Below are 18,212 nucleotides of genomic sequence, written 5' to 3' on the forward strand. Positions count from 1 at the left end.
TAGGCTGCACTAGGGGGAATTCACCAAGTTTAAGAAGATAATTTAGATATTTTTTTGCGTTTAACTTACTCGTGGAGCGTGCTTGGCTTCTGCTTTCTTAGTACTAGATGCGATCGCCCGGATTCATTAATGCTTTAGGCTTTGGTTACTGGGTTTTGTGACTGTTTACGCTTGCGGAGTGATGTTGCACCTAAACCACCACATGCTAATACACCTAAAATTGTAGTAGGTTCAGGCACGTCTCTTGGGGGTTCGCCAGAAAAAGTACCGGCTTGGATAAACACCGCTGAGTCTAAACTAGAATCTCCAGCATCTGCGATCGCTAGTTTAATACGATGTGTACCAGCACTCAATCCCTGAATATTTACAGTGAAGACGTTGGTAAAACCATCATATTGAATGTTAAATAATCCACCAGCATTGTTATTGAAAAACTGCGAATTGCTTGCATTGGTTCCTATTGGATTACCACCGTTGACGCTATTAATAGAAACTGGTGTGGTTGTTCCAGGTATTAGTGCAATGTTTTGCCCATCCAAAAAGAAACCAAATACATCGTTAAAATTCGTATTCACGAATTCGTTGTATTCTTCTGAGGCAAAGACATAGTTGAAAAATAAGTTGCCAGTAGTTGAGGTAAAGTCAAATTCCAGAACACTAGCATCAAGAGTGTTTAATCCACCAAGTAAAGCACTTAAGTCAGCATCACCTGACAATCCATTGATACTTGTAGCATCATCTCTATCATTCAGTCCAACTGCCAATCTAGCATCACCAGTAGTTAAAATGATACCTTGTTCTATGCCGATGCCTGAAGCCAAACCACCTGTGAAAATTCCCGATGCAATTGATGCGCCGTTGTAGGTAGCATTGGATACTGTAATACCTGAACCTAAAATGTTATTAACTAAAACATTAGGATTACTGGTGGTAGTAATATTCACAGCGTGAGCAGGTGCAGTTAATAATCCTAAACCCAATAGAGAAAATGCACTTGTTTTGAGAAAGTTTTTCAGAGATTGCATAGTTTTCAAATGATTAAAAGTGAGTAGTGTAAATTTCCTTGGTTACATCTGTAAAAATCCAGCAATTTTTGTGCCATAAAGCCACAAATGCTATGGACAAAAACTTCCTTAATCTCTAGCGGCGATTGCAGATTATAGATATTGGTGTAACAACTACACCTTAAAATACATTTCTGTATTCAAAATATTAGCGAGGTAATTTTTATTTTTCTCTCGCTCGTATATTTAATTAGATTAATCGCTAATTATTTTTTTGACTAGTATAAACACGGTAGTTTACACAATAATTAAATTCTAATTTCTGTTTAATAATTTAAAAACCTAGATTTGGTAAGCTTTACAAGCAAATACAAGCTAAATTTTAGAATAAAACTTTGTAAATAAATCTAATTCCTTTAAAATCTAAATTATGAACTTTAAGTAACTACAATATAAGATTTATTTGAAGCTCTAATAAACAAAAATTTATACATTTGTGCGAAAATAAAGTTTTGACAATTATCATTTTAATACATTGCTAATAACAGCTTAATAGATAGATTGATGCAAAAATATTGAATTAATTTATGATCAAAATATCTAGTTCTTGTAAAAATCTAAGTAGGGCAAATTGCATTGTTTAACTTGTGGATAAGAAATTGTCCTCCAGACACAAAATTAAATCATAAATTCACCAGCCATCAATGCAGCGGGAGTTTACATCCCCACATAATTTCTCGATTCTCAATTCTAAGTCCTTAATTTAAGGCCATTAACTTAAGATAGAGATAGGTGCAAAAATCGCTCAGTCCCTATTTGCTCTAGCTTCATCTATATACTTACAGCAGAATTTGCTTATGAATTTCTCGTCAGCAAGACAATATTTTTACCAAGAGATTCAGCAACCTGACGAGTATATCAACTTGGCCAAGGCAGCACTATACATCGCCCAAGAAGAATATCCAAGCCTTGACCCTGAGGAATATGCCAATGCCCTCGATACAATGGCACAAGAGGTTCAAGAACGTTTACCTGCTTCACGCTATCCGCTGCGGTTGATTCAAAGTGTAAATCAGTATCTTTATGATGACTTGGGATTTACTGGCAATCGTACCAACTACTACGACCCCCGCAACAGCTTTTTAAATGACGTGATTGACCGTCGCACGGGAATTCCGATTACTTTAGCGTTGATTTACCTGGAAATTACTCGTAGGATTGATTTCCCAATGGTGGGTGTAGGACTACCAGGACATTTTCTCATTCGTCCAGATATTCCAGATATGGAGATTTTTGTAGATGCCTTCAATGGTGGTGAGGTAATGTTTACAGAAGACTGCCAGGAAAAGCTGACTCAAATGTTTCAGCAACCTGTAAGTTTAAAACCAGAATTTTTAGCAACTGTCAGCAATCGGCAATTTTTAGCCCGGATGCTGACGAATTTAAAATACATATATCTGAAACAGCAAGATTTGGCAAAAACGCTGGCTGCGGTTGAACGAATTTTACTGCTATTTCCCACTGCGATGTTAGAAATACGCGATCGCGGTCTGCTGTACTATCAACTTGGGCATCATCCCCAAGCAGTTGAAGATTTGCAAAATTACCTTTTCAAAGTTCCTGATGCTGATGATGCAGTGGTGATTAGGCGGTTACTTACCGAACTGGGTAAATAAGCGCAGAGGAGCAGGGAAGCACACGAGAGGATGTGAAGCTTTTACCCATAATTGAAATAGTGCAACTTGTAGCCACAGCACAACAGTTTAGGGTTAAATCTCAGTCAGATGGCAACTTAAGCCTCAAGATAGTGTCTGCTTGGTTGCTGCATTGCTTAAGCTGGGTCTAGAAATGGTGAGATAAAATTCATGGATAAGCAAACAGTTCCTAGCCAAGCGGAAAAAATGAATCCCGAAGGCGACGCAACGCAATTAAGCCCAGAAATGCTAGATAAAATAAAACATCCAGCGAAAATGGATGATGTGATTCGAGAACAATCAGCAGAAGAACGCAGAAGTAACCCAGCATTAGTTCCAGAAATGCTAGATGAACCAACTGATGAAATGATTGGATTTACACAAGAGTAGAAAGACTACTAAAGCTACAATGGCATTCAGTAACTTGATGATTGCCTCCTATGCTACCAGTCATCTATTCTGATGAGTTTTTGAATCACAAGACTGGAAACTACCATCCAGAAAAGCCAGAACGTCTGACGGCGATCGTCAACGCTTTAAAAGAAGCTGCATTTGCCGATAAAATTACTTGGCGATCGCCTACTCCAGTTTTAGACAAACCATCACTGATGTCTTTGTTGTTACAAGCTCACAGCCCATCCTACGTTAAAAAAGTTTGGGAAATTTCTTCTAGTGGCGGAGGCTATCTAGATGGTGATACACCAGTTTCTCCCAACAGCTATGATGTGGCGTTGTTGGCAGTAAGTGCTTGGTTGGATGGTGTTGATATTGTACTAGCCACAGAAAATCCAGCTTTTGTACTGGCGCGTCCACCGGGACATCATGCTGAAAGCGATGCGGGGATGGGGTTTTGTTTATTTTCTAATGCGGCGATCGCGGCTTTTTATGCGCTACAACAACCAGAAATTCACCGTGTGGCTATTCTCGATTGGGATGTACATCATGGTAATGGTACTCAGGCGATCGTGGAAGCTCACCCACAAATTGCCTACTGTTCTCTACATCAATATCCTTGCTATCCCGGCACTGGTAGAGCTTCCGAACATGGTTTTCATAATAATGTCTTAAATTTGCCTATCCCTCCAGGTAGCGATATCGCCGTCTATCGCCCACTTTTAGAAAAAAAGATACTACCATTTTTAGAAAATTTTCAAGCAGATTTACTAATTATCAGTGCCGGTTACGATGCCAATGCGGCTGATCCTTTGGCAAGTATGAATTTATTGCCAGAAGATTATGGTTTATTCACTGAGTGTTGTCTAGGTAGAACTCGGAAAATTCTCTTTGGTTTGGAAGGCGGCTATGATTTTTTGACTCTTTCCCAGTCTGTTTTAGCAACAATTGAACGCTGTTTAAGTAGCTAAATGTAAATTTACTCAGCACGGGCTGAACGCCCCGCTATCGCTAACAGTACTCAGCACTTTTTCAAGATTTTTCCGTAGCACCTAACATCTGGAAAATTTTCTCGGCGTTATCTAAATCGCCAACAATGCGCCGAATCGGTTGAGGCCAAACTTTCACCAGAGTAGGAGTTGCAGACACCTGATCGATTTCTGCTTGTTCTGGATGAGTTAAAACATCAATCACTTTCATCGTGTAGGGATATCCTAGCGATCGCTCTAACAGTTCGTGTAAATTTTGCAGAATACGTTCTGTGTTAGCACTATGACCTGCCACAAATAAACGTAAAACATAACATTGGTTTTTTTGTTGTACCGTCTGTATAGCTCTGACTGGTGGATGGTATTTGGGAGCTTTTTCCGAAAGGTCTAGGTTAATAATTAAGTCGTGGTCTTCCCAAAGTTGGGGAAAAGTGGAACGATAAGTAGCCAACACCATGCGATCGCACAATCCATCCTGCCAAGGCGCTGCTTGCCAGATTAAATCACCAGTGCCAAAAATCGCATTCAGCAAAGCTTGATATTGGAGAACTGCTGGATAAGCTTCTGCAAAAGTTCGGATTTGCTGAGTATGAGGGTCTAACCAGTGGTCAACTGTCGCTGTATAACAAGGTACTAAAAAGTGAGGCGGTTCTGGTAAATCTAGGATTTCTTGTAAAGCAGCACACAAATGCAAATGCCATCGACCCTGCTTATTCGGGTCGATGCAATAAATTAAATCTCCTCCGGGTGTAAATAAGGCAATGCCTTTGAAGAGTTTAGGTAAAAAGAGTTTATCTGTAGTCAAGTTAGTTACAGGGGTTAGAGAACTCTAAGGTAAAAAGTAGAGGCAGATTACTTTTTACCTTTACTGTAATTAAACTCGTCCTCGGAGAAACTGAGCCATTTCGTTAGGAGTTGGTGACATTTCTAAGGCTGTTTCTTCAGTAATGCGGCCTTCTTGATAAAGGTTGAGCAGTGACTGATTCATCGTAATCATACCGTCGAAACTGGCTTGCTTCATCAGTTCGGTAATTTCATCATACTTACCGTCTTTGACCCATTCTTTAACTGCCTCAGTGTTAATTAAGATATCGTGGAACGCGGCTCGTTTACCATCAGTCGTGCGGCATAATCCTTGAGCGATGACTGCCACCAAAGATTCAGCCAAGGCTACTCGCATAGCATCCTGTTCTTCACCAGAGTATAGATTGAGAATCCGTTCAATGGTTTTCACCGCACTATTGGTGTGCAATGTTCCCATCACCAAGTGACCAGTTTGAGCAGCTTTCAGGGCGGTGTTAACTGTTTCTTTATCCCGCATTTCCCCTACAAGAATCAAATCTGGATCTTCCCGCAAGGCTGCTTTTAAAGCATTGTCAAATTTGCGCGTGTGCATCCCCACTTCCCGCTGTTTCACTAAAGACTTGCGGCTTTGGTGGACGAATTCAACAGGATCTTCGATGGTGATGATGTGCTTGGCCATTTCTCGATTAATATAGTCAATCATCGCCGCCATTGTTGTTGATTTACCAGAACCAGTCGGGCCGGTGACTAAGATCAAACCTTTGTGATGATGACAGATATCTCGGAAAACTGAGGGTAATCTTAACTGTTCCATCGATAAGATTTTTAGTGGAATTAACCGCAGCACCATTGAATGGCCTTTGAGTGAACTAAAGACGTTGATTCGTACACGGGCAAACTCATACTGAGTTGCACCATCAAATTCTAAGTGTTCCTCAAATCGCTGAATCTCTGCTTCAGTCATAATTTCCCGCAACCAACTCATAAAAGATTCATGATCAGTTTCTGGATGCTCGGTTGGTTGAATTTCTCCACGGTTGCGGTAACGCGGAATTTCACCTACACCCAAGTGAATATCGGAATAACCTTTATCAAAAGCTTCTTTAATCATTTGCGCCAAAGTTAATCCTGAAGGATTGCTTTTAACTGATGCAGCATGAGCCATTGCTGGGGGAGTTCCAGGACGATGAGATGCTGGTGGCGGTGGTGCAGGTTGAGTAGTGTTCCTCATAGACATATCCAATGTTTGCGTGTGCTGCCGCTGCGTCGTTAATGATGGTGGTGGCGGTGGCATAGGTGGCACATTCCGAGAAGCAACAGGGTTTGAATTGGCAGGGGGCTGTGATTCTGTCATATATCTTCAAAATTGGGCAGTTATCAACTTGAATCCGCAAAAAATCTATCTTCGTGGTTCTAAGGACGGTAGAAAGCAGGTTTGTTGCTATTCCTTAGCTGAGGACTTTAAAGCAATATTTCGTTACATTTGGCTTGGCTGCTAGTATATTTTGTTATATAGGTTGCTAACCTTGCCACACATATGAGAGAACTCTTAAGTCCATCCATACCTGTTTAGCACACTATATACTGTGACAACCTTCAGTGATAACCAGCAGGCATTATAGAAATAATATATACAACAGCGGAATCTTAAAAATTTCCTGCTGTTAGATGAGAAATTTTTCACCAGAATCAACGTAATTTACTAGCAATTAACAGCCAAATCGGCAGCAGGTATTTTCTTCAGCCACATTTGTAAATTATGAGAAATAAAGCTGTATTTTATAAGAAATGTTAAGGGGATCAATTTGATGAGTTGAAAAGACTCTGGGCAAGTTGATGTTGTGTGGCTTCTACTCCTTGCGATAGATGGCAGAAACTAGTTACCTAGGAAGAAATCAACCGAACTTTACATTCATAATTACAAAAAATTAACTGTAAAGTTAAGTTACTAAATGCTCATTTTTCATAGTCCCTTTTATATACTGGAATTCACTGAAAGAGTCAGTTGATTCGCCAACAGCGGTATCTAACTGAAATTAAATTTATTTGCTGTGTACCTGTAGGAGGAAAAGTCATGGTTTCGGCTCAAAGCTCTAATCTCGGAAAGACCTACTCCTTGATGATGATTAAAAGCTTTTTGATATGGACTTTTACGCTGGCAGTATGCCTGTTGGTTGTCGGTTTTCCCTTAGTTGTTTTAATGGCTACGGTCGGATGTCTGTTGTCGATTGTTTTACAATCTGTCATGCCTGTTAGTGCGGTTTTACTAGTAGGAGGCGGATTAATATTGTTCAACATTTTGGCAGTTGCGATCGCAGCGGCTGTCCTCACCTTTAAAGGTGTGCATCCAAGTCAAATCAAGTGGTTAAGTTGGCTGCATGGAGAATCTGAAAATCTTCACCAGACTACTGTATATGCCGCTTGTCCTTTAACCTGTGACATCAAAGTATAACTATTTAACTAAAAACGACAAACAGTACATCTGCCCGGTTAAGCCGGGTTTTTTCATGTTTATTTGTCAATGGTTGATTTTGAGGATTGACCAATTACTATTAACTAATGGTCACGTGTCTTTAGTCATTTGACTTTTGACCGATGATTCCTTAATGGTACAAGCCCGCGGATTGATCCGTGGGGTCAATCTAAAATTTAAAATCTAAAATCCAAAATTGTCTGACTCTTGACTATCGACCAATGACTAATCAAAAGCGAGTTTATATTATCCTGGGTACGCGTCCGGAAGCAATTAAACTAGCGCCGGTGATTCAGGTTTTCCAAAAGTCTCCTAGCTTTGAACTGCAAGTTATTTTAACTGGACAGCATCGTGAGATGGTTGAACAAGTAATGCAACTGTTTAACCTCAAAGCAGATGACGACTTGGAGATTATGCAGCCTCAACAATCTTTAAGTGATATCACTTGCCGTAGCTTGCGCGGACTAGAAGAGTTATTCCAAAAAAATAAGCCAGATTTAGTCATCGTCCAAGGAGATACGACAACAGCTTTTGCCGCAGCCTTAGCAGCTTTTTATCAAAAAATCCCTGTGGGTCATGTAGAAGCAGGGTTAAGAACTGATAATATTTACAATCCTTATCCAGAAGAAGCGAATCGGCGGTTAATTTCGCAAATCACCCAATTGCATTTTGCACCAACAACTTTAGCTGTGGAGAACTTGCAACGTTCTGGTGTTTTAGGGGAAATTCACTTGACGGGGAATACAGTTATTGATGCCCTGTTGAATGTGGCGGCGATTGAACCAGCTTGTAATGTGCCGGGTTTAAACTGGAATGAATATCGCGTGTTATTGTCCACAGTTCATCGCCGAGAAAATTGGGGAGAACCACTCCAAGCGATCGCCCAAGGTTTTCTGCAAATATTAAATAAGTTTCCTGATACAGCTTTAGTTTTACCATTACACCGCAACCCCACAGTCAGAGAACCATTGCAAGCATTATTAGGTAAACATCCACGAGTATTTTTAACTGAACCTTTAGATTATGCCGAATTGGTGGGAGCAATTGGGCGATCGCATTTTCTTTTGACTGATTCTGGTGGTTTACAAGAAGAAGCACCGAGTTTGGGTAAACCAGTGTTGGTTTTGAGAGACACTACAGAACGTCCTGAAGCTGTGAAGGCGGGTACAGCTAAACTGGTGGGAACTGAAAGTAAGAATATTTTGGCGGCGGCGGCGGAGTTATTAAGTAATCCAACTGCTTACAATGCGATGGCTAACGCCATAAATCCCTTTGGCGATGGACACGCAGCGGAGAGAATTTTGCAGATTGTGCAGAATTATTTGGGAATGGGTTGATAAAAGTAAATATTTTTGAGTTTTACGTAGTCCAGGGACAGGTAAACGGCCTTTCCCGAAATTCAATCAAACAGTTTGATTTGCTTGTAACCAGTTCAGCAAATCAGCGTTCGCACTGAAGTCTAATAAAGCCTCTCCCAGTGCTTCCAATTTTTCTAAAGAAAGATTTTGAATCTGTTGGCGAACTTCTGGTGGTAAATTTCCCACCCGTTTTTGCAGTAACCGTAGTACAAGGGCTTGAGCTTGTTCTCGTTTTCCTTCCTGTCTTCCTTCCTGTCTTCCTTCTTGTTTACCTTCTTCCTTTCCTCGCTCGTAGCCAATGCGCTCGCCCGTGGTAATGTAACTCATGGTAAGCTCCTGCTCGAATAACTTAAAATCTTGCCAAAATTCTGCTTCTAACCCTTTTGGTAAAATCATAACCCAATCGATAAAACGATAGAGGTTGCGAATATCTCTTTCTTCAAGTCCTTGTTCGTACAATCGCCTAATTAAGCTAAATTTCCAAGTTTTCCGTTCTCCTAGCTGTTTAGTAGTTTGCTGCGTCTTTAAATGTGCCATTACCACTGTTGCAAAAGGATTATCGCTATTCTCTAATTCCGTCCATCGTTGTTGATAATCCAGCAGTTTGACAGTTCCAAATCTAAAATGCAGACCACAATCAGGATAATTGTAATTAACCACAGATGGACGCAGATGAACGCAGATGAAAATCAAAAGTTCTGTGTTCCTCTGCGTTGAAACAATAAACAATCTTACTGATTCAAAACTAACTCTGGTTGTGGTGCTTGTTCTTCTTCTGGATCTGGTAAACCATACATTGAGCGATAAAGCTTATCGTACTGCTTGGCAGAGCGATACCAACTAAAGTCCTGAGTCATGCCGCGTTTTTGTAGTTCTTGCCATTGGGGTTTGTAACGAAAACCTTCCCAAGCGCGGATCATGCAGGTAAACAAATCCAATGGTTCATAGCGATCAAAGCAATAACCAGTACCAGCTTCGTTGATGGGGTCATGGTGTGATACAGTGTCAACTAATCCTCCGGTACGGCGGACAATGGGAACAGAACCGTAGCGCATTGCCATCATTTGGCTGATACCGCAAGGTTCAAAACGGCTGGGCATTAAGAAGGCATCAGTACCAGCATAGATCCGGCGGGATAGGGCATCGTTATACAGCAAATAAGTTGCCATCCGTCCAGAATAGCGGGATGCTAATTGCCACATTTGAGTTTCATAATAGCGATCGCCTGTCCCTAGCAACACAAATTGGGCATCTGTGTAGGCCATGAAGCGATCTAAAATTTGGATGACCAAATCCAAACCTTTTTGTTCGACTAATCGAGTTACCATGCCAATCAAAAAGGCGTTGGAGTTGACTTCTAACCCCATCTCTTCTTGTAAAGAAATTTTGTTTGCCTTGCGTTTTTCTAAGGTGTCGGTCGTGAAGGTTTGGGTAATGTATTTATCGTTGGCTGGGTTGTAAACTTCAGTATCAATCCCGTTAACAATTCCCGATAACTTACCACTGATGAAGGACAACAAACCTTCGAGGGTTTCGCCGTAAGCAGGTGTCTTAATTTGCTCGGCATAAGTTGGGGAAACTGTATTTACTTTGTTAGCATATTGTACTGCTGCTGCCATTGTATTGTGTCCTTGCATATACCAAGGACACCAAGTAATTTTCTCTAGATACCAGCGCCAAGGCCCTTGATATGCCAAGTTATGAATAGTAAACACAGTGGTAATATCTGGGTCTTGGTGCATCCACACGGGAATCATCCCTGTATGCCAATCGTGACAGTGGATAATTTCTGGCTTCCAATAATTCCAGCAGAACTCAGCCGCACCATTGGCAAACAAAGTGAACCGCCAATCTTCATCTTCGCCGCCATAGATGCGGCGAGTATTAAAGGCAGAATGTCCAAATAAATACAAGGGTACATCAGTACCAGGCAGAACACTTTCGTAAACTGCAAAGTCCTGAAACATGGCATATCCCCGCCAAATAGGCTCTTTGGGAATTTCCATTTTGTCTGGCAAAAAGCCGTAATAAGGCAAGAATATTCGGACATCATGCCCCATTTCTCTCAAGACTTTAGGTAATGCTCCCACAACATCACCCATTCCTCCTACTTTCGCAACGGGAGCTGCTTCTGCTGCAACGAATAGAATCCGCATGGTATTTGTTGTTTCCCCAGTTCTGCCTAAATTTTCACAATCAAGCCATTTATCCAAATGCTGCATTTAGCATTTGGCAAAGCAAAAATCTGCAATTTGCTTTTTTAAAACGAAGTTACTCTGTTCATTAATTACGAATTACGAATTACGAATTAGTAATTATTTTTATCTAACCACATCTGTTTGCCAGTAGTTTAAGAACCCCGTTGGATTTCGGCAAAGATTTGTTCGAGAATTTCCTGTGCGCCTTGTTGTCGCAGGCGGTTGGCTAATTCTGTACCCAATGCTTCGGCATTGCTGACTGTCCCGGAGACGGTATCTTTAACTAGTTTCTGACCATCTACACTAGCAACCACACCAGTCAGTGTTAAATTACCATCATCAATTTCAGTATTTACACCAATAGGTACTTGACAACCACCTTCAAGATCCCGCAAAAATGCTCTTTCTGCTAGACAGCGATCGCGTGTTTCGGGATGTTCGATCGCTTTTAGTAAGGATATCAACTCTTTGTCATCACTACGGCATTCTATTCCCAAAGCACCTTGTCCAACAGCATGGAGAGAAATTTCTTTGGGGATAACTTGATGAACGCGATCGCCCATTCCCAAGCGCTGTAATCCGGCTGCTGCTAAAATTAGCGCATCGTATTCACCAGCATCCAGTTTAGCCAAACGGGTATTCAAGTTTCCACGCACGTCTTTAAAAGTAAAATGGGGAAATTGATGGCGTAACTGTGCTAGTCGCCGCAATGAGGATGTCCCAATCACTGCACCTGCTGGTAGAGTGTCAATTTGCTTGTCATTGTACTTTTCATGTACAACTAGGGCATCGGCTGGGTTTTCTCTTTCCGTGATTGCCGCTAGTGTTAACCCTTCTGGTAAATTAGTCGGCAGATCCTTGAGAGAATGAACGGCAAAGTCAATTTCCTGGTTGATCATTCCCAGTTCAAGCTCTTTAGTAAATAGTCCTTTATCGCCAATCTTGGCCAATGCTACATCCAGGATTTTGTCGCCTTGGGTAGACATGGTGTGGACTTCAAAATTTATATCTGGGAAGCTGTTTTGTAATTGCTCTCTTACCCAATAGGTCTGAACTAGAGCAAGTTGACTTTTACGAGAACCAATACGAATTGTGCGTGTAGCACTGGAAACAACTGAAGTCATAATAACGATATGTCAAACCAGGCAATATTATTCACTCTCATCTAGACTACCGCAGTGAGTGACTCCGCGAATTGCGATCGCTTCATTCCTGGCAATTTTATTTTTAATTTACTTTACATTTTTTTACTTTATTTTTAATAACTTAACAATACATAATATGTTGAATTAACGGTCGCGTTGGAGATAATTGCGTAATTGTTGAGTACGCTGTTTTGTGATTTCTTCCGAGCAGACAGAATAAATAGCGGGAGCGATACTTCCTCCTTCGTATGCACTTTTTTCAAACTCACAACTAGCATCACGAAATTTAATCCATGCTAACTGTGCAGCAATTAATTTTTGTTGTCTAGACTTTGACAATTTTGGTAACAGTTGTTTATAAACTTGGTTCAATTTTTTATCCGCATTTTGATATGCGAACTGAGCGCAAATATTAATTTCTAATTGAGTTTGAGCATCATTACAATCGAATTTTTGGGCTAAATGTATGTTTGCTAGTGCTACAGTATTAACGTTCAAATTACTAACAATCAAGATACTGACGAATAATGGTAATCCCTGACGCATAATAGCATTTTTCCTCTAAATATAGGTAACTGTGACCGGAACAATAGACATTTTAAACAAATATTTTATGGGAGTTAAAAAGTCAGTCAAAAACTACGTTTGTAAAATTCAATACGAATAAGTTAAAAACGGGCTAAAGTTGCAATAATAAAGTTTTACAGGAATGGATGTAGACATTGCAGGATTAAATACTAAGCAGCAGCTACATACCTGTATCGCTTTTTAGATAAGTTTTTATTGAATAAAAATAAAAACTTACTGCCAATAGTTAATTTTAAAGATTAACAGTAAAATTTACGGTCTAATGAAGCACTAAAATTAAAGCAATGGTCACTTTTTAATGTCTGTATTTACACTGCTTTTTAGTAGTTATCTATTTAATTAATAGAAATTTATGTAGCAGTATAATTAATGCCTTAAACTAGAAAGCTACGGATAAAACAATTATGTTGATTTTGAAATCTTTATATTTTTCCTTTAAACTTTACCGTTTCTTGATAATACTTTTATAAGTCTCTTTTAGGATGGTGGAAGCACACTATTTGTGTCACTATAAAGGCGCTTTAGTGAGTATCTAAATTCTCTGTGTACGTAATGATGACAACAGCAGCAGACTCTAAAAACTGGCTGCAAGTAAGCCGTTATAGTAATCGGGGAAGTTTTTATTTGTTTGCTCCGATGATTAACTTCAACGTGATGGCTGAAGTTGGAGACACTCCCCCCTAAATTAACGTGTTTGTACTTGCTTGGAAATTTCATGAGAAATTCAACAATTACATTTTGATAGCAGCGAGTAAATTTGGTTCCGACTTTGGAACAGTATAAACAGATGTAATTGAATTGAAATAACTACTTTGATATTTGATAACTGAACATCTGAAATTCTAGTAGCTTGTCAAATTTCTAACTAACAAATATCGGTAGTTAGGTATTTGATGTTGTGATAAAGCATTAAGTTTCAGTATTAATCAGTAACGAATATAAAAAAGTATTTTCTCTAATTTCCAAATAAGTACATACACTAAATACTAATTACAGAATTTGCTTGTAAATAAATACAGCATTTCTTGTATAGCTATGTCTAACAATTAAATAGTACCTGTATTTAATAGTTTCTAAATTTAGAGCTTGCCTTGAGTTTTTCAAATATTTGAAAAGCTTGATCCATCTTACTTTTTATTAATCAGCAGCCTAGTAATGCAGATATAAAAATAAAGATGATAAATAGCAAGACTCAAATACAGGATGTTTTTATTGAGGCATTTTACGATTCTACAAATCTCCAAATTCATAATTTAGTTGGAAATAATAGAGCCATGAATAACTTGAAATATTTTGCAAAACTGAAGCGGCTTCAAGAACTTTTATTAATGACTTTTTTAAGTGATGTTCCAACAATTCTTGGGGGTGTCAAGTTACGCAATTGGCTATATCGCACTATTTTTTTGCACATAGGTAGCTCAGTTTATATTCAAGATGGTGTTGAATTTATCAGTACTGATTCTATTGAAATTGGTAATGGAGTATATATTTTTAAAGGTGTACGTATAGATGGAAAAGGACACGAAAATAATATAATTCATCTAGAAAACGGCGTTATCCTTGAGCGTAATGTTGTGATAGGTGCATTAAATAATACTTGTATTCACATTGATCACGATACTTTTATTGGCCCTAGCGTTTGTATTGCAGGCCCTGGAGATATCAAAATTGGTAAACACTGTTTAATTGCAGCCCATACTGGAATATATGCCAATAATCATAATTTTACAGATCCGAAGAAGCCAATTAAATACCAAGGTATTACTTGTAAGGGGATTGTAATTGAAGATGATTGTTGGCTAGGACATGGAGTGAAAGTATTAGATGGAGTAACCATTGGTAGAGGTAGTGTGATTGGTGCTGGTGCTGTTGTTACTAAAGATATTCCTCCATTTTCAGTAGCAGTGGGTGTACCTGCCCAAGTAATTAAAAGCCGTGATGGTAAAGAAGTGGTCAAGTCTACAGAATTACCTCTGCCATCTCCAAACTAAGTTTTTAGGTAATCAACTACTGGTCGTTTTCTCTTTACATAAATGACCATTAGCTAACACAATATGCAATTTCTTTTTAAAAGAAGATAAAAAATAAATGCTTTTTAATTAAACAGGAATTCTACTACTAAGAAAAGTCTGGGAATCTACCATCTAAAACATAGTAGGAGATTAACTCAATGACAAAAATCACAGAAAAATCTACCCAGAAGAGACTCCATCTCCCGTATTTAGATGGTTTACGTGGATTAGCATCTCTGTATGTTGTACTTGTCCATATTGAACCAGCCATTGGAGAGCAATTGCCTTTACACTGGTTTTTGTTGGTCAGGACTATGAAATATGGAGCATTTAGTGTAATTAGTTTCATTGTGCTTTCTGGTTATGTTTTAATGCTGCCAGTAGCTCGTTCTGAAGATGGCAAATTGCCAGGAAGTTTGATTAATTATATCAAGAGGCGATCGCGGCGAATTCTGCCACCTTATTACGTAAATTTATTTATCTGTCTTTTAATAGGAGCAGGAATTTTCATTGTAGAGAAATTCACTGCATTTCAATGGAATGAAGTAGCTGGACTCGGCTCATTTTCACCTAAGTTTTCTTTGATTGATGTTTTATCTCACCTCTTATTAGTCCACAATTTTAGTGAACATACATACATAACTATCAACTCACCTATGTGGACTATTGCCACAGAATGGCAAATGTACTTTTTGTTTCCGCTATTATTGTTGCCTATATGGCGGCGTTTTGGATTATTGATGCTTGTCATCATCGCCTTTGCAATTGGTTTAACACCTCTATACTTGTTAAATGGATTTCTTGAACAAGCCAGTCCTTGGCTTTTAGGCATATTTTGTTTAGGAATGGCAGCCGCAGATATTGGATTTTCTCAAAAACCCAAGCTAGCAGCTATGAGAAATTTTCTACCTTGGGGACGCTTGGCTATCATCTTTACTTGTATTGCCTTCATAACTGAATGGCGGCCACTAGGATTGCACATATGGATTAATCAGAGTTTTGCTGGTTTGGCATTTGCTTGTCTATTTATTTTTATAACCAAATCAATAATTGACGGAAAACAGCCATCTTTAATACTACGGATATTAGAACATCCTTGGGCGATCGCACTTGGAACATTTTCTTATAGCTTATATCTGACTCATGGTATAGTTTTAGTCTTTGTGCGTTACTTCCTGTTTTATCTGCCAATCTCACCAGATATGTTTGCAGCAGCATCTTACTTGCTAGGCATAGTATTTTCACTCATCATTTCTTATTGGTTTTACTTATTTTTTGAACGGCCATTTATGTCCAGTTTCTTAAAAAAGCGGAAAGTCAAAGATGCTGTAGCCTCATCACAACTTTAGACATAATGACAGCATGAACAATATTTCTTTTGTTTCTAGATAGAAGATTTAACTACATAATTGTTGACAGTATGATTAGCGACTCGCGGTAAGATATTTTATCGACCGCGATTTTTAATGGCTAAGTATTTTTTTAAATGAGCCAATTTATGTTCGATATGAAAAACTAAATTTTTCAATCTACTAATTTTTAATATCTGTGCAATTAATTGTGTTTAACAAATTATGTTCAGCTTAAATCCCCTTTCTCTATAGTCATCTTTGTTTTGCTATCTATAGCTTTGTAGAAAAAAAGGAAAGCCAAAGCGTTGTTCAATTTGATGCAAACAAATCTTTTTTAAGCTGCTCACAAGCTTTTTGAATTGCATCTATGCTGCCTGGGTTTACCAATCCATAATAGTCAAAAATATAAACTCGATTATTCTGAGTTGCTTTTAGTTTTTGCCAGAAAGGTTCTTTATTAAATGATTCTAAAATCTCAGTTTGTGAATTTGCTTGTGGAGGATTAACTACAATTATTGTCTCTGGATTAGCTTCTAAAACTTTTTCTGCTGATAGAGTAACATAACCACCAAAAGGACTTTTTCCTTGTAATTCTGCTGCTACATTCTTCACCTGAAAATTTTCTAGCAAATCTCCAGCCCAACTGTTTTTATTCGGCGTTAGAATGGGCTGATTACTCACCAAAACTAGAGTAGAGAGATTATGTGTTGCTTTATCTGGCAAAAAACTTTTGTAGTGATTTAATAAAGGCTGGGGATTCGCACCAATTAACTCAGCAAGTTTTTGAGTAAGATTTTCTAAAGATTCCCATGTCTTCACTTGAGTGAGTAAAGTTGGAACTCCTAATTCCTGTAACCTTTGAATTGCTTGGTTAGAAAAACCCTCTACGCCAATGACTAAATCTGGTTTTAGGGCAACAATTTTTTCCAAATTAGGAGGAGTTTGGCCTTCGCTAACACGAGGAATATCTTTAAAGCTTGAGTCATTTTTAAATAATGTACTTCCAGCAATACCGACTAGCTTTGTTTTATCAAGTTGATAAATAATATCTGTAGCAAGTGATGAAAGGGTAACAACTCTCTTAGCTGATTTTTGCTGGTTAGATGTTGGCGTAATTGTGGTTACTTGTGCCTGTGGCGGCTGAATGGTTGCAGTGCTACACGCATTTAAAACTAGACCTAATATAATTGCTAATGCAGATAATATCCAACGACGATACATATAAAAAAATCACTTGTTATGATTGTGCCTAATATATTATAAAAAAGGCGAGTGGAGACACTAGCCAAAACTCCCCAAGAATTTATAGCTACGCCACTCGCCTTTAAGTATACAAGGTTTATTGAGAAAAGCTTTACACAATATACAGTACTAGCTTAAAAAATAATTGTTAATTAAATAACAATTGTTGATTTTCGTAAAAAATTTATAGTAAAACTTTTTACTAGTTAGAAAGATTAATCAAAACTTGGATTTTCAGTTAATTGCTGGCTGAAATGCTGTTTTTATTGCATCAATGCCCAATCTTCTGGGGTGTTACAGTTAAGTAGCATGTCCGCAGCAGGCAATGGCAAAACTTTTACAGGATGTTGCTGAAGCCACTGCTGAAACGATCGCCCGCCTTGGTTGATAAAATCTAATAGTTGTGGCAAACAACGGCGGCGATAGAAACCACATAGAGGTTCCCAGCCTTTAGTATGATGTGCTAAAGCCGCGATCGCATCTCCTATACTATTACTATCAAGTTCAGCCACCCATGCTTGCAACACCTCAACCTGCAACTTCGGTAAATCGCAAGCTAACAGCATCACCCAATCAGTTTGCACCTGTGCCAAGCCTTGAGCAAACCCCACCAGAGGGCCGTGGTTTAAAGGTTCATTACCAATTGCACCCAACAAAGGCACTTCTTGAATAAACTGACAATGAGGTAAAGGCAAATATTGATAGCGTTCTGGCCAGGGAGTTACAACATACACAGTGTCAGAACAAGCCGCTGCAATGTTACAAACTCTCTGTAATAAAGGGACACCTTTAACAAGAAGCAAAGCTTTATCTTGTCCCATACGAGAACTTTTACCACCAGCTAAAACAATGGCAGATAAAAGTGCTGAGTCATTTATCATGAGTTCTTTTTCCCTTGCTCCTTGCCTGACAGGTGTAGTTTTTTTATAGCAGGTGGCAGGGTTAAAAAACTAAACTGAC

At 38.8% G+C, this 18,212-nt stretch carries 15 protein-coding genes and 1 pseudogene; 7 read left to right on the top strand and 9 right to left on the bottom strand.

Annotated elements, in window-relative coordinates; all coding sequences use genetic code 11:
• Positions 1–134 precede the first annotated feature (134 nt).
• Positions 135–1,025, bottom strand: coding sequence for a choice-of-anchor L family PEP-CTERM protein (locus tag IQ259_RS00220; protein WP_193879096.1), 891 nt, complete (start codon positions 1,023–1,025; stop codon positions 135–137).
• Between the two features lie 836 nt (positions 1,026–1,861).
• Between IQ259_RS00220 and IQ259_RS00225 the strand changes: the two genes are divergently transcribed.
• From IQ259_RS00225 to IQ259_RS00235, 3 genes are all read left to right on the top strand, one after another.
• Complete coding sequence (locus IQ259_RS00225) at positions 1,862–2,680, top strand: SirB1 family protein (RefSeq protein ID WP_193879099.1); 819 nt, start codon at positions 1,862–1,864, stop codon at positions 2,678–2,680.
• 189 nt (positions 2,681–2,869) lie between these two features.
• Positions 2,870–3,088: a hypothetical protein gene (locus IQ259_RS00230; protein WP_193879102.1), complete on the top strand. Its 219-nt coding sequence runs from the start codon at positions 2,870–2,872 to the stop codon at positions 3,086–3,088.
• Positions 3,089–3,138: 50 nt separating this feature from the next.
• Positions 3,139–4,062 carry a histone deacetylase gene (locus tag IQ259_RS00235; protein ID WP_193879105.1) on the top strand — a complete coding sequence of 308 codons (924 nt, stop codon included), beginning with the start codon at positions 3,139–3,141 and terminating at the stop codon, positions 4,060–4,062.
• A gap of 61 nt (positions 4,063–4,123) precedes the next feature.
• Here the strand turns inward: IQ259_RS00235 and IQ259_RS00240 are convergent, their stop codons facing one another.
• Together IQ259_RS00240 and IQ259_RS00245 are read right to left on the bottom strand one after the other, a co-directional pair.
• A complete protein-coding gene (locus tag IQ259_RS00240; RefSeq protein ID WP_193879108.1) occupies positions 4,124–4,885 on the bottom strand; it encodes a circadian clock KaiB family protein in 762 nt (253 codons plus the stop codon).
• Positions 4,886–4,954: 69 nt separating this feature from the next.
• Positions 4,955–6,238, bottom strand: coding sequence for a type IV pilus twitching motility protein PilT (locus tag IQ259_RS00245; protein ID WP_193879111.1), 1,284 nt, complete (start codon positions 6,236–6,238; stop codon positions 4,955–4,957).
• A gap of 720 nt (positions 6,239–6,958) precedes the next feature.
• Between IQ259_RS00245 and IQ259_RS00250 the strand changes: the two genes are divergently transcribed.
• Together IQ259_RS00250 and wecB are read left to right on the top strand one after the other, a co-directional pair.
• Entirely contained in the window at positions 6,959–7,336 is a 378-nt protein-coding gene (locus tag IQ259_RS00250) for a hypothetical protein (RefSeq protein ID WP_193879532.1), read from the top strand.
• Between the two features lie 242 nt (positions 7,337–7,578).
• Positions 7,579–8,694, top strand: coding sequence for a non-hydrolyzing UDP-N-acetylglucosamine 2-epimerase (gene wecB / locus IQ259_RS00255; RefSeq protein WP_193879114.1), 1,116 nt, complete (start codon positions 7,579–7,581; stop codon positions 8,692–8,694).
• Between the two features lie 66 nt (positions 8,695–8,760).
• On the opposite strand, the pseudogene IQ259_RS00260 reads toward wecB, so the two are convergent.
• From IQ259_RS00260 to IQ259_RS00275, 4 genes and pseudogenes are all read right to left on the bottom strand, one after another.
• A pseudogene (locus tag IQ259_RS00260) lies at positions 8,761–9,384 on the bottom strand (DUF4351 domain-containing protein); the annotation flags it as partial.
• A 62-nt stretch (positions 9,385–9,446) separates the two neighbouring features.
• On the bottom strand, positions 9,447–10,871 hold the full coding sequence (gene glgA, locus IQ259_RS00265; RefSeq protein ID WP_193879535.1) for a glycogen synthase GlgA: 1,425 nt from the start codon (positions 10,869–10,871) through the stop codon (positions 9,447–9,449).
• A 194-nt stretch (positions 10,872–11,065) separates the two neighbouring features.
• Positions 11,066–12,037, bottom strand: a complete 972-nt coding sequence (gene hemC / locus IQ259_RS00270; RefSeq protein ID WP_193879116.1) for a hydroxymethylbilane synthase — start codon at positions 12,035–12,037, stop codon at positions 11,066–11,068.
• A gap of 165 nt (positions 12,038–12,202) precedes the next feature.
• The gene (locus IQ259_RS00275) at positions 12,203–12,604 is read right to left on the bottom strand and encodes a lysozyme inhibitor LprI family protein (protein WP_193879119.1); all 402 of its coding nucleotides are present in this window, start codon (positions 12,602–12,604) and stop codon (positions 12,203–12,205) included.
• A gap of 1,316 nt (positions 12,605–13,920) precedes the next feature.
• Here IQ259_RS00275 and IQ259_RS00280 point away from each other — a divergent pair.
• The gene (locus IQ259_RS00280) at positions 13,921–14,637 is read left to right on the top strand and encodes a DapH/DapD/GlmU-related protein (RefSeq protein ID WP_193879538.1); all 717 of its coding nucleotides are present in this window, start codon (positions 13,921–13,923) and stop codon (positions 14,635–14,637) included.
• Positions 14,638–14,816: 179 nt separating this feature from the next.
• Positions 14,817–16,007, top strand: a complete 1,191-nt coding sequence (locus IQ259_RS00285; protein WP_193879122.1) for an acyltransferase — start codon at positions 14,817–14,819, stop codon at positions 16,005–16,007.
• 312 nt (positions 16,008–16,319) lie between these two features.
• On the opposite strand, the gene IQ259_RS00290 is transcribed toward IQ259_RS00285, so the two are convergent.
• A complete protein-coding gene (locus IQ259_RS00290) occupies positions 16,320–17,231 on the bottom strand; it encodes an ABC transporter substrate-binding protein (protein ID WP_193879125.1) in 912 nt (303 codons plus the stop codon).
• A 284-nt stretch (positions 17,232–17,515) separates the two neighbouring features.
• A complete protein-coding gene (locus IQ259_RS00295) occupies positions 17,516–18,133 on the bottom strand; it encodes a molybdenum cofactor guanylyltransferase (RefSeq protein ID WP_228014261.1) in 618 nt (205 codons plus the stop codon).
• Positions 18,134–18,212: the final 79 nt, after the last annotated feature.

This window comes from Fortiea sp. LEGE XX443 (genome assembly GCF_015206815.1).
In the GTDB taxonomy this organism is placed as follows: domain Bacteria; phylum Cyanobacteriota; class Cyanobacteriia; order Cyanobacteriales; family Nostocaceae; genus Nostoc_B.